This is a genomic window from Parazoarcus communis SWub3 = DSM 12120 (assembly GCF_003226565.1).
GTDB classification, from domain to species: domain Bacteria; phylum Pseudomonadota; class Gammaproteobacteria; order Burkholderiales; family Rhodocyclaceae; genus Parazoarcus; species Parazoarcus communis.
This window is the reverse complement of sequence record NZ_QKOE01000001.1, coordinates 40,775-56,901: the sequence shown is the minus strand read 5'-3', so window position 1 is coordinate 56,901 and position 16,127 is coordinate 40,775. Positions and strand designations below refer to the sequence as shown.

16 protein-coding genes are annotated in these 16,127 nt (G+C 65.7%); all 16 read left to right on the top strand.

What is annotated here, in order from left to right; translation table 11 throughout:
• The first annotated feature begins 230 nt into the window (after positions 1 to 230).
• The 16 genes from DNK49_RS00240 to DNK49_RS24365 all read left to right on the top strand — a co-directional run bounded on the left by DNK49_RS00240 (position 231) and on the right by DNK49_RS24365 (position 16,104).
• On the top strand, positions 231 to 1,133 hold the full coding sequence (locus tag DNK49_RS00240) for a VOC family protein (protein WP_110522320.1): 903 nt from the start codon (positions 231 to 233) through the stop codon (positions 1,131 to 1,133).
• A gap of 26 nt (positions 1,134 to 1,159) precedes the next feature.
• Positions 1,160 to 2,035, top strand: a complete 876-nt coding sequence (locus DNK49_RS00235; protein WP_110522319.1) for a CoA transferase subunit A — start codon at positions 1,160 to 1,162, stop codon at positions 2,033 to 2,035.
• 14 nt (positions 2,036 to 2,049) lie between these two features.
• Positions 2,050 to 2,850 carry a CoA-transferase subunit beta gene (locus tag DNK49_RS00230; protein ID WP_110522318.1) on the top strand — a complete coding sequence of 267 codons (801 nt, stop codon included), beginning with the start codon at positions 2,050 to 2,052 and terminating at the stop codon, positions 2,848 to 2,850.
• Between the two features lie 20 nt (positions 2,851 to 2,870).
• Complete coding sequence (locus tag DNK49_RS00225) at positions 2,871 to 3,782, top strand: enoyl-CoA hydratase (RefSeq protein ID WP_110522317.1); 912 nt, start codon at positions 2,871 to 2,873, stop codon at positions 3,780 to 3,782.
• On the top strand, positions 3,779 to 4,918 hold the full coding sequence (locus DNK49_RS00220) for an NAD(P)H-dependent flavin oxidoreductase (protein WP_110522316.1): 1,140 nt from the start codon (positions 3,779 to 3,781) through the stop codon (positions 4,916 to 4,918). Before DNK49_RS00225 ends, DNK49_RS00220 begins: the two co-directional genes overlap by 4 nt.
• A gap of 54 nt (positions 4,919 to 4,972) precedes the next feature.
• Positions 4,973 to 5,725 (top strand): enoyl-CoA hydratase family protein, encoded by a 753-nt coding sequence (locus DNK49_RS00215; RefSeq protein WP_110522315.1) that lies wholly within the window; start codon positions 4,973 to 4,975, stop codon positions 5,723 to 5,725.
• Between the two features lie 7 nt (positions 5,726 to 5,732).
• Positions 5,733 to 6,902, top strand: coding sequence for an acyl-CoA dehydrogenase family protein (locus DNK49_RS00210; protein WP_110522314.1), 1,170 nt, complete (start codon positions 5,733 to 5,735; stop codon positions 6,900 to 6,902).
• Between the two features lie 13 nt (positions 6,903 to 6,915).
• A complete protein-coding gene (locus DNK49_RS00205; protein WP_110522313.1) occupies positions 6,916 to 7,974 on the top strand; it encodes an acyl-CoA dehydrogenase family protein in 1,059 nt (352 codons plus the stop codon).
• A 2-nt stretch (positions 7,975 to 7,976) separates the two neighbouring features.
• The gene (locus DNK49_RS00200; RefSeq protein ID WP_110522312.1) at positions 7,977 to 9,128 is read left to right on the top strand and encodes an acetyl-CoA C-acetyltransferase; all 1,152 of its coding nucleotides are present in this window, start codon (positions 7,977 to 7,979) and stop codon (positions 9,126 to 9,128) included.
• A gap of 146 nt (positions 9,129 to 9,274) precedes the next feature.
• Positions 9,275 to 10,150 (top strand): SDR family oxidoreductase, encoded by an 876-nt coding sequence (locus DNK49_RS00195; protein WP_110522311.1) that lies wholly within the window; start codon positions 9,275 to 9,277, stop codon positions 10,148 to 10,150.
• Between the two features lies 1 nt (position 10,151).
• Positions 10,152 to 11,717 carry an amidase gene (locus DNK49_RS00190; protein WP_110522310.1) on the top strand — a complete coding sequence of 522 codons (1,566 nt, stop codon included), beginning with the start codon at positions 10,152 to 10,154 and terminating at the stop codon, positions 11,715 to 11,717.
• Between the two features lie 64 nt (positions 11,718 to 11,781).
• On the top strand, positions 11,782 to 12,258 hold the full coding sequence (locus DNK49_RS00185) for an SDR family NAD(P)-dependent oxidoreductase (RefSeq protein ID WP_110522309.1): 477 nt from the start codon (positions 11,782 to 11,784) through the stop codon (positions 12,256 to 12,258).
• A 233-nt stretch (positions 12,259 to 12,491) separates the two neighbouring features.
• Positions 12,492 to 13,277, top strand: a complete 786-nt coding sequence (locus DNK49_RS00180; protein ID WP_243632181.1) for an SDR family oxidoreductase — start codon at positions 12,492 to 12,494, stop codon at positions 13,275 to 13,277.
• 10 nt (positions 13,278 to 13,287) lie between these two features.
• Positions 13,288 to 13,749, top strand: coding sequence for a MaoC family dehydratase (locus DNK49_RS00175; protein ID WP_110522307.1), 462 nt, complete (start codon positions 13,288 to 13,290; stop codon positions 13,747 to 13,749).
• Between the two features lie 22 nt (positions 13,750 to 13,771).
• Positions 13,772 to 14,974, top strand: coding sequence for an acetyl-CoA C-acyltransferase (locus DNK49_RS00170; protein ID WP_110522306.1), 1,203 nt, complete (start codon positions 13,772 to 13,774; stop codon positions 14,972 to 14,974).
• Positions 14,974 to 16,104: an acyl-CoA dehydrogenase family protein gene (locus tag DNK49_RS24365; RefSeq protein ID WP_207806848.1), complete on the top strand. Its 1,131-nt coding sequence runs from the start codon at positions 14,974 to 14,976 to the stop codon at positions 16,102 to 16,104. Before DNK49_RS00170 ends, DNK49_RS24365 begins: the two co-directional genes overlap by 1 nt.
• Positions 16,105 to 16,127 lie beyond the last annotated feature (23 nt).

Sequence of the window (16,127 nt, the reverse complement as noted above, 5' to 3'; positions counted from 1 at the left end):
ACGCGACCCGTCGCGGGTCGCCTCAGTTTTCGTAGTGCGTAGTTGTTGTACATGCAAGTCATTGCATGGTTCTCCCTCCTCTCCTTGCAGGCCACCACCCGAAAGGGCCGGTGGCCATTTTTTTGTCCGTGCTGCTGCCCATCCTGCGTAGTCTCAACGGACGATGATGTGGTCGCCCGCTCTTCGCACAATGCTTCCATCGCAGGAAACCTTTTCAGGGAGCAAGCACGATGATCGACATTCGCGGTTTGGCCTACTTCGTTACCCAGATCGACGACATCGCCGAGTGGAAGCACTACGCCGAGGCGGTGCTTGGCATGATGACGGCGCCGGCCCCCGGTGGTGGTCTGTACATCAAGATGGACGAACGTCCCTTCCGCATCCTCGTGGTGCCGGGAAGCGAGCGCCGTTATTTCGCCTCTGGCTGGGAGTTGGCGAGTGAAGGGGCCTTCAAGGCTGCGCTGACCGAACTTGAGGCCAAGGGCGTGGGCTACGAGCTGGCCGATGCCGCGACCGTGATGCAGCGTGGCATGCAGGCCGTGGCGGTGGTGATGGACCCGTCGGGTAACCGTCACGAGCTTTGCTGGGGGCATCTGTCCGACTGTCAGCCCTTCGTGTCGCCGCAAGGGGTGCCGCGTTTCCTGACCGGTGAGATGGGCCTGGGACATACGGTGATGCCGGCGCCCAACTTCGATGCGACTGCTGCCTTCTTCCGCGATGTGCTGGGTTTTGGTTTGTCGGATATCTTCAATTTTCGCCCCGACCCGTCGGCGCCGCCGATCCGCATCCACTTCATGCATTGCAACAACGCGCGCCACCACAGTCTGGCGATTGCCGAGTATCCGGTGCCGAGCGGCTGCGTGCATGTGATGGTCGAGGTCGATTCGATGACCGAGGTTGGCCGTGCCCATGATCGTCGCATCGAACACAAGGTGCCGCTGTCGGCCACGCTGGGCCAGCATCTGAACGACCGGATGATCTCCTTCTACATGAAGACTCCTTCCGGTTTCGATCTCGAATATGGCTATGGCGGCCTGCAACTCGACTGGTCACGCCACAACGCCTTCGAATTTACCCGCGTCAGCATCTGGGGTCACGACTTCGGCGTGGGCCAGCAGGAACAGGCTGCGTGAGCGCAGCCAGCAACAGGAAAGCATCCATGAACAAACTGATGACGACCGCCGAGGTGGTTGCCCAATTGCGCGATGGCATGACCATCGGCTTCGGTGGCTGGGGGCCGCGGCGCAAGCCGATGGCAATCGTGCGCGAAATCCTGCGGTCGGACGTGAAGGACCTCACCGTGGTGTCCTATGGCGGCCCGGATGTGGGCATGCTGTGTGCCGCCGGCAAGGTGAAGAAGCTGATCTTCGGTTTCGCCACCCTCGATGCGATTCCGCTCGAACCCTGGTATCGCAAGGTGCGTGAAGCCGGCGCACTGGAGCTGATGGAGCTCGACGAGGGGATGTGGCAATGGGGCTTGCGTGCCGCCGGCATGCGCGTGCCTTTCCTGCCGACGCGCTGCGGTCTGGCGACCGATGTCACCAAGCTCAATCCCGAGCTGAAGACCATCCAGTCGCCCTATGCCGACGGCGAGGTGTTGCTGGCGATGCCGGCCCTGAAGCTCGACGTTGCGCTGGTGCATGTCAATGTCGCCGACTCACTCGGCAATACCCTGATCCAGGGTGGGGACCCGTATTTCGATCACTTGGTCGCGCGTGCGGCGGATGCCTGCTACGTGTCGGCCGAGCGCGTCGAGGAGCGCCTCGCGCTCACGCCCGACCAGGCCCGCTTCAACACCTTCGAGCGTTATCTGGTGAAGGGCGTGGTGCATGCGCCCTGCGGTGCTCACCCGACCACCTGCGCGCCCGAGTACGGCTGGGACATGGCCCACTTCAAGCGCTACGTCGCCAGCGCGGCGGAAGACGGTGGCTGGCAAGCCTACATGGACGAGTTCGTCACCCCGGGCGAGGCTGCCTACCAGGGCAAGAACGGCGGTATCGAACGCATGGGCACGCTGCCCCTGCCGGTGTTTTGAGGAGCGCGAGCGGCATGAGCAACAATACTGAATTCACCCTGGCCGAGCTGATGATCGTCGCGGCCTCGGAAGCCTGGCGCGGCGACGGCGAGGTACTGGCGTCCGGCATCGGCGTGATTCCACGCCTGGGTGCCAGTCTGGCCAAGCTGACCTATGCCCCCGAGCTGCTGATGACCGACAGCGAGTGCTTCCTCGTCGAGGAGCCGATTCCGCTCGGCCCGCGCGGCGACCATGTGCCGAAGTATTCCGGCTACATGTCTTTCGAGCGCGTGTTCGAGTGTGTGTGGGGCGGTCGCCGTCACGCCATGATCGGCCCGACCCAGATCGACCGCTTCGGTCAGACCAATCTGTCGGTGGTGGGCGATTACCGCAAGCCCAGGGCCGCCATCCTGGGGGTGCGCGGCTTGCCGGGCAACAGCATCAACCACATCAATTCCTTCTTTGTGCCCAACCACAGCAAGCGCGTGTTTGTTGAGGGCGAAGTGGACATGGTGTCGGGCGTCGGCTTCAACCCGGCGCGCTGGGAACCGGGCATGCGTCAGGATTTCATGAGCATCCGGCGCATCGTCACCGACCTGTGCGTGATGGATTTCGAAGGTCCGGATCACGCCATCCGGGTGCGTTCGCTGCACCCTGGGGTGAGTTTCGACGAAGTTCAGGACAAGACCGGGTTTCCGCTGCTGAAGGCAGCGGACATGGGAGAGACCCCGCACCCGACCGCCGCGCAACTCGACATCATCCGCCGTCTTGATCCGCACGATCTGCGTGGTGCTCAGGTCAAGGGCAACCCGCCGGGCATCCGGGTCCCGGTCTGATTCCGGCAAGGAACACGTACATGAACGCCCTCGACCAGAACTATGTCAGCCGTCCCGACAACGCGGTATATGAGACCGATGCGCCCGTAAAGTACGCCGTGGCCGATGGTATCGCCACGGTGACGATGAGCCGTACCGAGTTCAACAATGCACAGAACTCGCAGATGACCTATGCACTGGACGCCGCTTTCCGCCGTGCGGTGGACGACGATGCGGTCAAGGTCATCGTGCTGCGTGGCGATGGCAGGCACTTTTCCGCCGGGCATGACATCGGCACGCCAGGGCGTGACATCAACAAGCCTTTCGACCGGGTGCACCTGTGGTGGGATCACACCAACAAGCCTGGCGGTGAGTACTTGTACGCACGCGAGCAGGAGGTGTACCTGAACATGTGCCGCCGCTGGCGCGAACTGCCCAAACCGACGATCGCCATGGTGCAGGGGGCCTGTGTTGCGGGTGGCTTGATGCTGGCCTGGGTGTGTGACCTGATCGTTGCCAGCGACGACGCGTTCTTTCAGGATCCGGTGGTGCGCATGGGCATTCCTGGTGTGGAGTACTTTGCCCATCCGTACGAGCTGAATCCGCGCATTGCCAAGGAGTTCCTGATGACCGGCGACCGTATGGGCGCGGAGCGGGCCTACCAGATGGGCATGGTCAATCGGGTGGTGCCGCGCGACCGGCTCGAAGCCGAAACCTACGCGCTCGCCGCCCGGGTCGCGCAGCAGCCGCGCATGGGACTGGCGCTGACCAAGCAGGCGATCAACCATGTCGAGGACCTGCAGGGCAAGCGCACGGCGATGGATGCGGTGTTCGCCTGGCACCACTTCGCCCACACCCATAACGAGCTGTTGTCGGGTGACAAGCTGGGGGGGTATGACGCAAAAGCCATGGTCAGTGCCAACAAGGCCGCTGCCGGTGGGGGCCAGGCATGAGCGAGATCGCAGACCGCAGGGACTTCTCCGCGCTGTTGCGCACACCGTTGACCGAGCGGCTGGGCTGCCGCTACCCAATCATCCAGACGGCGATGGGCTGGGTGGCCGATGCGAATCTCGTGATTGCAACGACCAAGGCGGGAGGATTCGGCTTCCTGGCCGGCGCAACGATTGATGCCGACAAGCTTGAAGGCGAGATCCGGAAGGTGATTTCCGCCACCGGCGGCAGCAACTTTGGTCTCAACTTCCACATGTTCCAGGAAAACGCCGCACAGTGTGTCGACCTGGCCATTCAGTACAAGCTGCGAGCCGTGAGCTACGGCCGGGGGCCGGACAAGAAAACCATCGCCCGCTTCAAGGACGCTGGCGTGCTGTGCATCCCGACGGTGGGTGCGCTCAAGCACGCGGTGAAGGCGGTTGAGCTGGGTGCCGACATGATCACCATCCAGGGTGGTGAGGGCGGTGGCCATACCGGCGGCGTGCCGACCACCATCTTGCTGCCGCAGGTGCTGGCGGCGGTGAAGGTGCCGGTGATCGCGGCGGGGGGCTACTCCACCGGACGTGGCCTGGCGGCCGCCCTGGCTGCCGGTGCGGCGGGCATTGCGATGGGAACGCGCTTCCTGATGACGACCGATTCGCCCACGCCGGCAAGCACGCTGGCGCACTACGTCAAGGTCGATGATCCGCAGAAGGTGCGGGTCACGCTGGCGGTCGACGGCATGCGCCACCGCATGATCGAGAACCCCTTCATCAACCGGCTCGAGTCCGCCAGTCCGATGGGGCGGCTGATCATTGCGCTGAGGAGCGCGTGGCAGTGGAAACAGCAGACCGGCATGAGCCTTGGCCACATGTTGAGCGTATTCCGCCAGGCCTTGAAGGAAGACCCGGGGGCGGTGTCGCAGACGGTGATGTCGGCCAACCAGCCGGTGTTGCTGCAACGCTCGATGGTGGAGGGGCGGCCGGACGAGGGCATCCTGCCCAGTGGTCAGGTGGCAGCGGCGATTGGCGCCCTCGAGAGTTGCGAGGACGTGATCCATGGCATCGCAGCTGAAGCCGAGGACTGCCTCGCGGCGCTGTATGCCCGCCTGGGTGTGGCAGCACCGGATGCCTGCAAGGACATCCAGGCCGTGGCCTGAGCGCACGGTCAGATACCAGAACGAACAGACCAAACCCCAAGGGAGCCCGATAACGTGAGCCAGGCATTTCATACCAGCATCGAAGGCGGTATCGCCGAGGTCGTCATCAACAAGCCGCCAGTCAATGCGCTCGACAGCAGCGAATGGTTCGCGCTGGCCAGTCGCATCGACGCGCTTGGGCGCGACCCCGAGGTCCGGGTGATCGTGATCCGGGCCGAGGGGCGCGGCTTCTGCGCCGGGGTCGACATCAAGGAGCTGGACGCGCATCCGGATCGCATCGTTGCGGTCAATGCCGGCAACTATGCCACCTTCAAGGCGGTGCATCGCAACCCGGTACCGGTCATTGTCGCGGTGCACGGTTTCGTCCTCGGTGGTGGCATCGGCATCACCGGCGCGGCCGATATCGTGGTGGCCGCGGACTGTGCCACCTTTGCGCTGCCCGAGGTGGATCGCGGCGCCATGGGCGGCGGCGCCCACCTGCAGCGCCTGTTTCCGGTGCAGAAGGTGCGCTATCTGTTCTTTACAGGAGAAAAGATCGGCGCCCGCGAGGCCGAACGCTACGGCTTCATCGAGCGCATCGTGCCCAAGGCGGAATTGCGCGAGGCCGCTCTCGATATTGCCCGCAGGATTGCGGCCAAGAGCCCGGCAATGATCCGCATTGCCAAGGAGGCGCTGAACGGCATCGAGGACGGCAATCTGGAAGACAAGTACCGCTGGGAGCAGGGCTTCACGCTGCAGGCCTACACCAGCCCGGACTCGGCAGAAACCCGTCGCGCCTTTGTCGAGAAACGCGAAGCCACGTTCTGAGGACATCATGGATCTCGCCTATACCCCACGACAGAAAGCCTTTCGCGCCGAAGTGCGCGCCTGGCTCACAGCCAACCTGCCAGCGGAGCCCCTGGCCAGCTACGACACCCGTGAGGGGTTCGAGCAGCACCGCGAATGGGAGCGCAAACTGTTTGACGCGCGCCTGTCGATGGTGATCTGGCCCGAAGCACTGGGCGGTCGCGGTTGCGACCTGATCGAATGGTTGATCTTCGAAGAGGAGTACTACGGTGCGGGCGCGCCGATGCGCGTCAATCAGAACGGGCAGTTGTTGCTTGGCCCCACGCTGATCGAGTTCGGCTCCGAGTCGCAGAAAGCCCGTTTCCTGCCGCGCATGGCATCCAGCGAGGACATGTGGGCACAGGGCTGGTCGGAGCCGAACGCCGGTTCCGACATGGCCGCGATCACCAGCAAGGCCATTCTGTCGGCGGATGGCAGCCACTACGTCGTCAACGGCCAGAAGACCTGGTCCACCCGTGCCATCTTTGCCGACTGGCTGTTCGGGCTGTTCCGCAGCGATCCGGCTTCGAGCCGTCACCACGGCTTGTCTTACCTGGCGGTGCCGCTGGACGCACCGGGCGTGACCATCCGCCCGATCCAGGCGCTCAACGGCAAGCAGGCTTTTGCCGAGGTGTTCTTTGACGATGTCAAGGTTCCGGTAGACAACCGCATTGGTGACGAAGGTCAGGGCTGGCATGTGGCGATGGCTACCGCCGGCTTCGAGCGCGGTCTGCTGCTGCGCTCGCCGGCCCGTTTCCAATATACCGCACGGCGCCTGGTCGAGCTCTACAAGTCTCACCGCGATGTCGCAGACCGTGACCCCGGGATCCGTGACGCGGTGCTGGAGGCCTGGACCGGTGCCGAAGCCTATGCGCTGTCGGCGTATCACACCGTCGGCCGCCTGGCCAAAGGTGCCCGCATCGGCGCCGAGGCCAGTACCAACAAGATCTACTGGTCCGAACTCGATCTGAAGATGCACGAAACCGCCATGCGCATCCTCGGTCCCTTGGGCGAACTGACCGGCGATGCGCCGGCGGCTGTCGAGGCGGCGCGCTGGCTGGACGGCTTCCTGTTTGCACAGGCAGGGCCGATCTATGCCGGCACCAATGAGATCCAGCGCAACATCATTGCCGAGCGCATGCTCGGCCTGCCGAAATAAGGAGGGGGCGGCCATGGATTTTACCTTTACCGATGACCAGCTCACCTTCCGCGAGGCGGTGAGCCGCTTCCTGATGACCGAGGCGGCACCCGAGCGCCTGCGCGAGATCTGGGAGACCGATACCGGGCGCTCGCCTGAACTGCGCAAGAACATTGCCGAACAGGGCCTGACTGCCCTGTCGGTGCCGGAGGACTGTGGTGGTCTGGGGATGGACGATGTCGCCTGGGCGCTGATGACGCAGGAGCTGGGTTACTACGCCATCCCGGACTCGCTTGCCGATGCCGCCTACGTTGCCGCCGGCCTTATCGCCGCGCTGCCGGCCGGCACAGCGTCGCGCGAAGACTGGCTCGGTCGCATTGCCGACGGCAGCATCCGCATTGCGGTCGGGCATCCGGTCAACCCGCTTGTGGCCGATGCCAACCCGGCCAACCTGCTGCTGCTCGCCCATGGCGATGAAGTGCACGCGGTACCGCGTGAGCAGGTCGAGGTTGAGTCCAATGCCAGCATCGACCTGTCGCGCCGTCTGGCCAGGGTGCGGTGGGCGCCGGCGGCGTCCACGCTGATCGCCGAAGGTGAAGCCGGCCGTGCACTTTGGGCGCAGACCCTCAACCGCGGTGCCTTGTCGACTGCCGGCCAGTTGCTTGGCCTGGCGCAGCGGATGCTCGATCTGTCGGTCGATTACGTGGCCCAGCGCAAACAGTTTGGCAAGCCGATCGGCAGCTTCCAGGCAGTCAAGCATCACCTGGCCGATGTGGCTACAAAGGTCGAGTTTGCCAAGCCGGTGCTGTACCGCGCCGCCTACGCGCTCGCCCATGGCGAGGCGGGTGCCGACGCCCGGGTGTCACACGCCAAGCTGATCTGCGGGGACGCTGCGTGGCAGGCCGCGCGTCACGGCATTCAGGTACATGGCGCCATGGGTTACACCTGGGAAGTCGATCTGCAGATGTTCATGAAGCGTGCGTGGGCGCTGGATGCTGCCTGGGGTGATCGCGGCTTCCACAAGGCCCGCGTTGCCGACGCGATCCTGGCCGACGGTGCCGCCCTCGGCCCCGGCCACACTTTCGAGGAATGAACATGGCTGAAGCCTATATTGTCGATGCCCTGCGCAGCCCCACCGGCAAGCGCAAGGGCGGTCTGTCCCATGTGCACGCCATCGACCTCGGCGCGCATGTGCTGAAGGCGCTGGTCGAGCGCAACGCCATTCCTGCTGACGAATATGATGATGTGATTTTTGGCTGTGTCGACACCATCGGCTCGCAGGCCGGCGACATCGCCCGTACGGCCTGGCTGGCTGCCGGTCTGCCGCTCAATGTGCCCGGCACCACGGTGGACCGCCAGTGCGGATCCTCGCAGCAGGCGGTGCACTTTGCCGCTCAGGCAGTGATGAGCGGCACGCAGGATGTGGTCGCCGTGGGCGGGGTGCAGACCATGACCCAGATCCCGATCTCGTCCGCCATGCTCGCGGGTCAGCCGCTCGGCTTTCCCGACCCGTTCTCCGGCAGCAAGGGCTGGAAGGCGCGCTTCGGCGACCAGCCGGTCAATCAGTTCTACTCTGCCCAGCGTATTGCCGACCACTGGCAGTGCAGCCGCCATGACATGGAGGTCTATGCGCTCGAGAGCCACCGCCGTGCGCTGGCCGCCATCGCCGAAGGCCGCTTCGAGCGCGAGATCGTCGGTCTGGAGGGCGTGACGAAGGACGAGACGCCGCGTGTGTCCACGCTCGAGAAGATGGCAGAGCTGGAGCCGGTCGGCCCCGAGTACCCGTCGATCACCGCAGCGGTGTCGAGCCAGACATGCGATGCTTCGGCAGCGCTGCTGGTGGTGTCCGAGGCTGCACTCAAGCGCTACAACCTGACTCCACGCGCGCGCATCCACCACCTGTCGGTGATGGGCGACGACCCCATCTGGCACCTGACTGCGCCGATCCCCGCGACCCGCGCCGCACTCAGGAAAGCCGGCATGCGCATGAGCGACATCGATGTGGTCGAGATCAACGAGGCCTTCGCCTCGGTGGTCATGGCGTGGCAGAAGGAGCTGAACTTCGACCCTGCGTGCATGAATCCCAATGGTGGCGCCATCGCGCTCGGCCATCCGCTCGGCGCCACCGGCGCCCGCCTGATGACCACGCTGCTGCACGAGCTGGAGCGCAGCGGCGGCCGTTATGGCCTGCAGACCATGTGCGAAGGCGGCGGCCAGGCCAACGTCACCATCATTGAACGCCTGTGAGGCGGCGCATTCGGCGACTGCGCAATCCGATCCCGCGACTGTGATGCTCGCCGTACTTCAGTACGGCTGCACCTCTCGTCACGACCTCGTGCTGCTCGCAACGCCGTCTGCACCCCCTCAGGCCACACTATTTCTGGAGAAGGTTCATGGGTATTTGTGAAGGACGCACCGTCATCATCACCGGCGCCGGCGGCGGCCTGGGTCGCGCCTATGCGCTGGCTTTCGCAGCCGAGGGTGCGAACGTGGTGGTCAACGACATCCGCAAGGAAGCGGCTGATGCCGTCGTGGCCGAGATCGTCGCCACAGGTGGTCAGGCCATTGCCAACGCCGATGACATCACCCGCACCGAAACGGCTCAGCAGATTGTTGACACTGCGTTGGCGGCTTTCGGCGAAGTGCATGTGCTGGTGAATAACGCCGGCATCCTGCGTGACCGCATGTTCATCAGCTTGTCCGAGGAGGATTGGGACCAGGTCATGCGGGTGCATCTGAAAGGCCATTTCTGTCTGGCCAGTATCCTTGGCAAGCGTTGGCGTGACCAGGCCAAGGCCGGCAACAAGATCGCCGCGCGTATCATCAATACCAGCTCCGGTGCCGGCCTGCAGGGCTCGGTCGGACAGTCGAACTATTCGGCGGCCAAGGGCGGCATCGCCGCGCTGACCCTGGTGCAGGCGGCGGAACTGGCGCGCTACGGCGTCACCGCCAACGCGCTGGCGCCAGCCGCACGTACCTCGATGACCGAGAGTGCAATGCCCGACGTGGTCAAGGCGCCGGAAACCGGTTTCGACGCCTGGGCTGCGGAGAACGTTGCACCTTTGGTGGTATGGCTGGGCAGCGAGGCGTCCTCGCATGTCACCGGTCAGGTGTTCGAGAGCCAGGGCGGACGCATCTCGGTATGCGACGGTTGGCGCACGGGTCCGCAGAAGGACAAGGGCGCGCGCCTGACACCGCTGGAGGCCGGCGCCACCGTCGATGAACTGATGCAACAGGCCGTGCCTGCGCAAAAGGTATGGGGGACTTGAAATGAACGAACAGGCGGTGGGGCAGGAACGTCGTGACTTTCTGAAGACGGGTGCCGTGCTCGGCGGTGTGGCCTCCATGGGCCTGGTTGGCGCGCTACCGGCGGCGGCCAGGCCTGCTGCCTTGCCGCTGCCCGATTACGAGCACTGGGATGCGACCGAGATCGCGTTGCGCATCCGTCGTGGCGACGTCAGACCGGGCGAGGTACTCGAGGCGGCGATTGCCCGCGCCGAGGCCTATGGTGCGATCAACGCGGTCACTGTGCCGCACTTCGACCTGGCACGTGAGGCTGCGCGTGCGCTCGACGGAGCGGGTTCGGCAGCGCGCGAGGCGCGCCCGGCCTTGTCCGGCGTGCCGTTCGCATTGAAGGATCTTGGCATCGCACTCAAGGGTACGGTCACCACCAACGGCTGTGCTTTCTTCAAGGACGCCGTCGCCGACCACGACTCCACGCTGGTGCAGCGCTACCAGGCGGCAGGCCTCAACATCTTCGCCAAGCTTGCTTCGCCGGAATTCGGCCAGACTGGCACGACCGAATCGCGTCTGTTCGGTGCCACCCGTAACCCCTGGGACTTGGCGCGCAGCTCGGGCGGCTCCTCGGGGGGCGCCTCGGCGGCGGTGGCTGCGGGCGTGCTGCCGGTGGCCCATGCCAGCGACGGCGGCGGCTCGATCCGCATCCCGGCGTCGCACTGCGGTCTGTTCGGCCTCAAGCCCAGCCGTGGCCTGATCCCGATGGGGCCGAAATCGCTCGAAGGCTGGCTTGGACTGTCAGTCCACAACGTGATCAGCCGCAGCGTGCGTGACACGGCCTTGCTGATGCAGCTCAGCCAGGGTGCGGAGGCGGGCGCGCGCACGCTGCCGCCTACCGCCGACCTGCTCGCGGCGCTACAGCGGGCGCCGCGCGGGCTGAAGATCGGCCTGTTCCAGACCAATCTGTTCGGTGCGGGAGTGCATCCGGCCTGCCTGGACGCGTCCAACAAGGCCGCCACCTTGTGCGTCGGGCTGGGCCACCACGTCGAGCCGATCGACCTGTCGGCACTGCCCTTTCTGGAGATGGCGGGCAGCATGGGCGTTGTCACCGCCAGCGGCATGCTCCACTCCGTGCGCGAGCGTGAAAAGGCGACCGGCCGTGAAGCGCGCGAGGACGAATTCGAGCCGATCGACTGGCAAAGCCTGCAGAAGGCCAAGTCCTACACCGCTGAGCAGATTCTCAAGGCTCGCAACGTGTTCGACCACGGCGGCCGTGTACTGGACGAGTTGTTCACGCGCTACGACCTGATCCTGTCGCCCACTACCGCCGCGCTGCCGCCCAAGCTGGGCGAACTCTCGCTCGACCAGCCCTTCGAGGACTTCGCCCGCAGGGCGGTGCTGGCCTCGGCCTTCACCTCGATGTTCAACATGACCGGCCTGCCGGCCATGTCGGTGCCGCTGCACTGGAGCGCCGAAGGGCTGCCGATCGGCGTGCAGTTCGCCGCGCCTTACGGTGGCGAGGCGCGCTTGATCGCGCTGGCCGCGCAGCTCGAGCAGGCCGCACCGTGGGCCAACCGCCGGCCGCCAGCGCTGGCGTGAGCTTGATCGTCGCGCATGCGCCGTCGTGGCACGTCCGAGTCCGGTGTTCCATGAGGGCGTCCCGATGAGCACATCTGCATCGACCGGCATTGCAGTTGTTACTGGCGCCAGCCGCGGCGTGGGCCGGGGCGTGGCCGAAGCCCTCGGCGCGGCCGGCATGACGGTTTACGTGACTGGGCGCAGCACCACTGATGGTGCATCGTGTATCGGCGACACGCCACTGCACGGCACCATTCACGATGCTGCTGCCGCGGTCACCGCCGCAGGTGGGCAAGGTATTGCGGTGCAGTGTGACCATGCCGACGACGCGCAGGTCAAGGCGCTGTTCGCGCGTATCGCGAACGAACACGGCCGGCTCGACATCCTTGTCAACAACGCGCTTTGGCGCGACCCGGAGCTGGCCGCGCGCTCCGGACGCACGCAGATCGTTGCCGAACTTGCGCAGCACTACGGCGTGCGCGACGAGGACGGCCGTGAACCACCGACCTGGCGCGACATCCTGGGTGCGCCCTGCGCTTTCCATCCCGCGCGTGTCAGCTGAGTGAACGTCATATGGAGCTGTGCGGCGCGGATCGGCTGGGTTTGTGCTGCGTGTGACTGCTCGCGACGAATCAGATCCCAAGTGGCGGACTCGACATGAGAAAGCCGCAGCAGGATGGGGGATTTCCCGATCGGGAATGTGGCGCGCATTTGCGGCCCCGTCCGTTTTGACGATGCTGCCCGCTCGCAACCCTCCTATAAATGACGGCATCTCCACCCTTCGAGGTTCATGCCGTGAAAGAAGCCCCCGCCTACGTCCCTGGTCACCAGTTGCTGGCTGGCAAGTCCGTCCTGATCACCGCCGCTGCGGGCGCCGGCATCGGTTTTGCCGCTGCGCGCAAGTGCGCTGAAGAAGGTTGCCGCGCCTTGATGATCTCCGACATCCATCCGCGCCGGCTGGAAGAGGCGGTCGCCAGGCTCAAGGCCGACACCGGACTGCAGAACGTCTGGGGCCAACTGTGCAACGTCACCCATGAAGAGGAAGTGCAGGCCCTGGTCGCCGCGGCCGAGGACAAGCTCGGCGGCGTCGACGTGCTGATCAACAACGCCGGCCTGGGCGGCGAGAAGCGTGTCACCGAGATGACCGACGACGAGTGGAGCCGGGTGCTCGACATCACGCTCACCGGCACTTTCCGTATGACGCGCGCGATGCTGCCGCACATGGAAAAGCGTGGTCGCGGCGCCATCGTCAACAACGCCTCGGTGCTCGGCTGGCGCGCGCAGAAGGGTCAGGCCCACTACGCCGCAGCCAAGGCCGGGGTGATGGCGCTGACGCGCTGCTCGGCGGTCGAGGCGGCCGAGCACGGCGTACGCATCAACGCAGTTTCACCGTCGATCGCGCTGCACGAATTCCTGAAGAAGGCGTCCAGCGAGGAACTGCTCGCCCAGCTTGCCAGCCGCGAGGCCTTCGGTCGCGCCGCCGAAGTGTGGGAAGTGGCCAACGTGATGGTCTTCCTCGCCAGCGACTACGCGTCGTACATGACGGGTGAAGTGCTGTCGGTCAGTTCGCAGCACGCCTGAGGGGGCCACGATGACCATGGTTTTTTCCCGCGCGGATGAGCTGATGGCGGCCGAAGGGCAGGATCTGGGCACGACCGACTGGGTCGAGATCCGCCAGGACCGCATCGACCGGTTCGCCGACGCCACTGACGACCACCAGTGGATCCACGTCGATCCCGGGCGCGCCAAGGACGGCCCCTTCGGCGCCTGCATCGCGCACGGCTACCTGACGCTGGCACTTGCCAACCTGTTCCTGCCGCAGTTGATCCGCGCCGACAACCTGAAGATGGGCGTCAACGTCGGCTGCGACCGCGTGCGCTTTCCGGCGCCGGTCAAGGTCGGCTCGCGCATCCGCGGTCGCGGCGAAATCCTCAAGGTCGAACGCATCAAGGACGCGGTGCAATCCACCGTGCGCGTGACCATCGAGATCGAGGGCAGCGAGCGCCCCGGCTGCGTGGTCGACACCATCAGCCGCTATACCTTCAACGATTGAATTCCCGAGAGAGCACATCGCCATGACCGAAGCCGTCATCGTTTCCACCGCGCGCACCGCGCTGACCAAGTCCTTCCGCGGGTCCTTCAACGACACTGAGGCGCCGGTACTGGGCGGCCATGTGGTGCGCGCCGTCGTCGAGCGTGCCGGCATCGAGCCCGGCGCGGTCGAAGACGTGATCATGGGCGCTGCCGTGCAGCAGGGCACCCAGGCCTACAACATCGGCCGCCTGTGCGCCTACACCGGCGGCTTGCCGGACACCGTGCCGGGCATGGCGCTTGACCGCATGTGCGCCTCGGGTCTGATGACGATTGGCGTAGCCGCCAAGAACATCCTCGCTGGCGAGATGAAGATTGCGGTGGCGGGCGGCGTCGAGTCGCTGTCGCTGACCCAGACCAAGCACAAGAACACCTACCGCGCGCAGTCCGAGGCGGTGAAGGCGATCGTGCCCGCGGCCTATATCCCGATGCTGGAAACGGCCGAGATCGTGTCGGCGCGCTACGGCATCTCGCGTGCCGCGCAGGACGAGTTCTCGCTGCAAAGCCAGCAGCGCACCGCCGCCGCGCAGGCCACCGGCCTGTTCGACGCCGAGATCGTGCCGCTGGCGGCGCGCAAACTGGTGTTCGACAAGGAAGGCAAGCCGGTGGGGCACGAGGATGTCGTCGCCACCCGCGACGAGTGCAACCGCGCCTCGACCATGCTCGAGGACCTCGCCAAGCTGAATCCGGTGGTCAAGGATGGCCAGTGGGTGAAGCAGGGTGAATTCGTCACCGCCGGCAATGCCTCGCAGCTGTCGGACGGCGCCTCGGCCGCACTGGTGATGAGCCGGGACGAGGCCGAACGTCGCGGCATCGCGCCGCTGGGCGCCTACCGCGGCATCGCCGTGGCCGGCTGTGCGCCGGACGAGATGGGTATCGGCCCGGTGTTCGCCATCCCCAAACTGCTCGAGCGCTTCAATCTCAAGGTGAGCGACATCGGCCTGTGGGAGATCAACGAAGCCTTCGCCTGCCAGGTGCTGTACAGCCGCGACACGCTCGGCATTCCCAACGACCGTCTGAACGTCAATGGCGGTGCGATTGCCATCGGTCACCCCTTCGGCATGTCGGGTGCGCGCATGGTCGGCCACGCGCTGCTCGAAGGCCGTCGCCGTGGGGTGCGCTACGTCGTGGTGTCGATGTGCATCGGCGGCGGCATGGGCGCAGCGGGCCTGTTCGAGGTGCTGTGATGAGCCTGACGCTGTCCGACGAGCAACGTGCGCTGCAGGAGACGGCGGCCGACTTCCTCGCCGCCCATACCAACGCACGCAAGGAGGCCGACGCCGATGCCGAACTGTGGTCGCGGATCGTTGAGCTGGGCTGGGCCGCGGTGCAGGTGCCGGAAGATTTCGACGGCCTCGGCCTGGGGGCGGTCGAGCTGGCGCTGCTGATGGAGGAAATGGGGCGGCGCCTGGCGCGCACACCCTTCCTGGCCAACGTGGTGCTGGCACAGACCGCGCTGTTGCAGGTTGGAACTGCCGAGGCGCAGCAGGGCGCGCTTGCGGCGCTCGCCTACGGTGAGCGCACTGCCACGCTGATCCTCGGTCCTGGCCTGGATGCCGAACCGGCCTCGTTGAGCGTGAAAGCGCGCCGCGACGGTGAGGGCTGGGTGCTGGCCGGTGAGGCGGCTCAGGTGCTCGATGATGGCCTGCTCACCCACGCCTATGTGGCGGCACGTATCGAGGAGGCGCCGGGCGTGGCGCTGTTCGAGCTTGCTGCGGATGCGGCCGGCCTCACCCGCACGCCGCTCGACGTCTTCGACCTCACCCGGCCGCAGGCACGCTGGACCTTCGCCGACGTCCGCGTGGGCGCTGAGGCCCGCGTCGACGATCCGGCACGAGTGCTGGCCGGCCTTGCACGCACGCGCGTGCTGGCGGCCCTGCAGCTTGCGGCCGAGCAGGTCGGCGGTGCGGCGCAGTGCCTGCAGCTGGCCGTCGATTACACCAAGGAGCGGGTGCAGTTCGGCAAGCCGGTGGCCAGCTTCCAGGCGGTCAAGCACCGCGTCGCCGAGATGATGGTGTGCATGGAAACCGCGCGTTCCACCGTACGTGGCGTGGCGGCCCGGGTGGCGCAGGGCGTGCAGGGGAACGGACTCGACGAGGCTGCGCTGGCAGCCGAGGTTGCCGCAGCGAGGGTGCAGGCCACGGAGGCTTACCGCTACTGCGCGCAGGAAGCCATACAACTCCATGGTGGCGTGGGCTTCACCTGGGAGTATGACCCTCAGCTGCACTTCAAGCGGGCACATTGGGCCAGCCAATGGTTCGGCCCCACCCGCGACTGGCGCGAGGCGCTCGCCGCCCATCTGCTCGACGCCGCCTGAATGCAAGGACAAGGACCGATGAG

What these genes read in the sequence shown, in the direction of transcription:
- DNK49_RS00185 (WP_110522309.1), top strand. Translation starts at nt 11,782, where the DNA reads ATGAGCACATCTGCATCGACCGGCATTGCAGTTGTTACTGGCGCCAGC.
- DNK49_RS00230 (WP_110522318.1), top strand. Translation starts at nt 2,050, where the DNA reads ATGAGCAACAATACTGAATTCACCCTGGCCGAGCTGATGATCGTCGCG.
- DNK49_RS00170 (WP_110522306.1), top strand. Translation starts at nt 13,772, where the DNA reads ATGACCGAAGCCGTCATCGTTTCCACCGCGCGCACCGCGCTGACCAAG.
- DNK49_RS00195 (WP_110522311.1), top strand. Translation starts at nt 9,275, where the DNA reads ATGGGTATTTGTGAAGGACGCACCGTCATCATCACCGGCGCCGGCGGC.
- DNK49_RS00200 (WP_110522312.1), top strand. Translation starts at nt 7,977, where the DNA reads ATGGCTGAAGCCTATATTGTCGATGCCCTGCGCAGCCCCACCGGCAAG.
- DNK49_RS00175 (WP_110522307.1), top strand. Translation starts at nt 13,288, where the DNA reads ATGACCATGGTTTTTTCCCGCGCGGATGAGCTGATGGCGGCCGAAGGG.
- DNK49_RS00220 (WP_110522316.1), top strand. Translation starts at nt 3,779, where the DNA reads ATGAGCGAGATCGCAGACCGCAGGGACTTCTCCGCGCTGTTGCGCACA.
- DNK49_RS00225 (WP_110522317.1), top strand. Translation starts at nt 2,871, where the DNA reads ATGAACGCCCTCGACCAGAACTATGTCAGCCGTCCCGACAACGCGGTA.
- DNK49_RS00190 (WP_110522310.1), top strand. Translation starts at nt 10,152, where the DNA reads ATGAACGAACAGGCGGTGGGGCAGGAACGTCGTGACTTTCTGAAGACG.
- DNK49_RS00205 (WP_110522313.1), top strand. Translation starts at nt 6,916, where the DNA reads ATGGATTTTACCTTTACCGATGACCAGCTCACCTTCCGCGAGGCGGTG.
- DNK49_RS00235 (WP_110522319.1), top strand. Translation starts at nt 1,160, where the DNA reads ATGAACAAACTGATGACGACCGCCGAGGTGGTTGCCCAATTGCGCGAT.
- DNK49_RS00240 (WP_110522320.1), top strand. Translation starts at nt 231, where the DNA reads ATGATCGACATTCGCGGTTTGGCCTACTTCGTTACCCAGATCGACGAC.
- DNK49_RS00210 (WP_110522314.1), top strand. Translation starts at nt 5,733, where the DNA reads ATGGATCTCGCCTATACCCCACGACAGAAAGCCTTTCGCGCCGAAGTG.
- DNK49_RS24365 (WP_207806848.1), top strand. Translation starts at nt 14,974, where the DNA reads ATGAGCCTGACGCTGTCCGACGAGCAACGTGCGCTGCAGGAGACGGCG.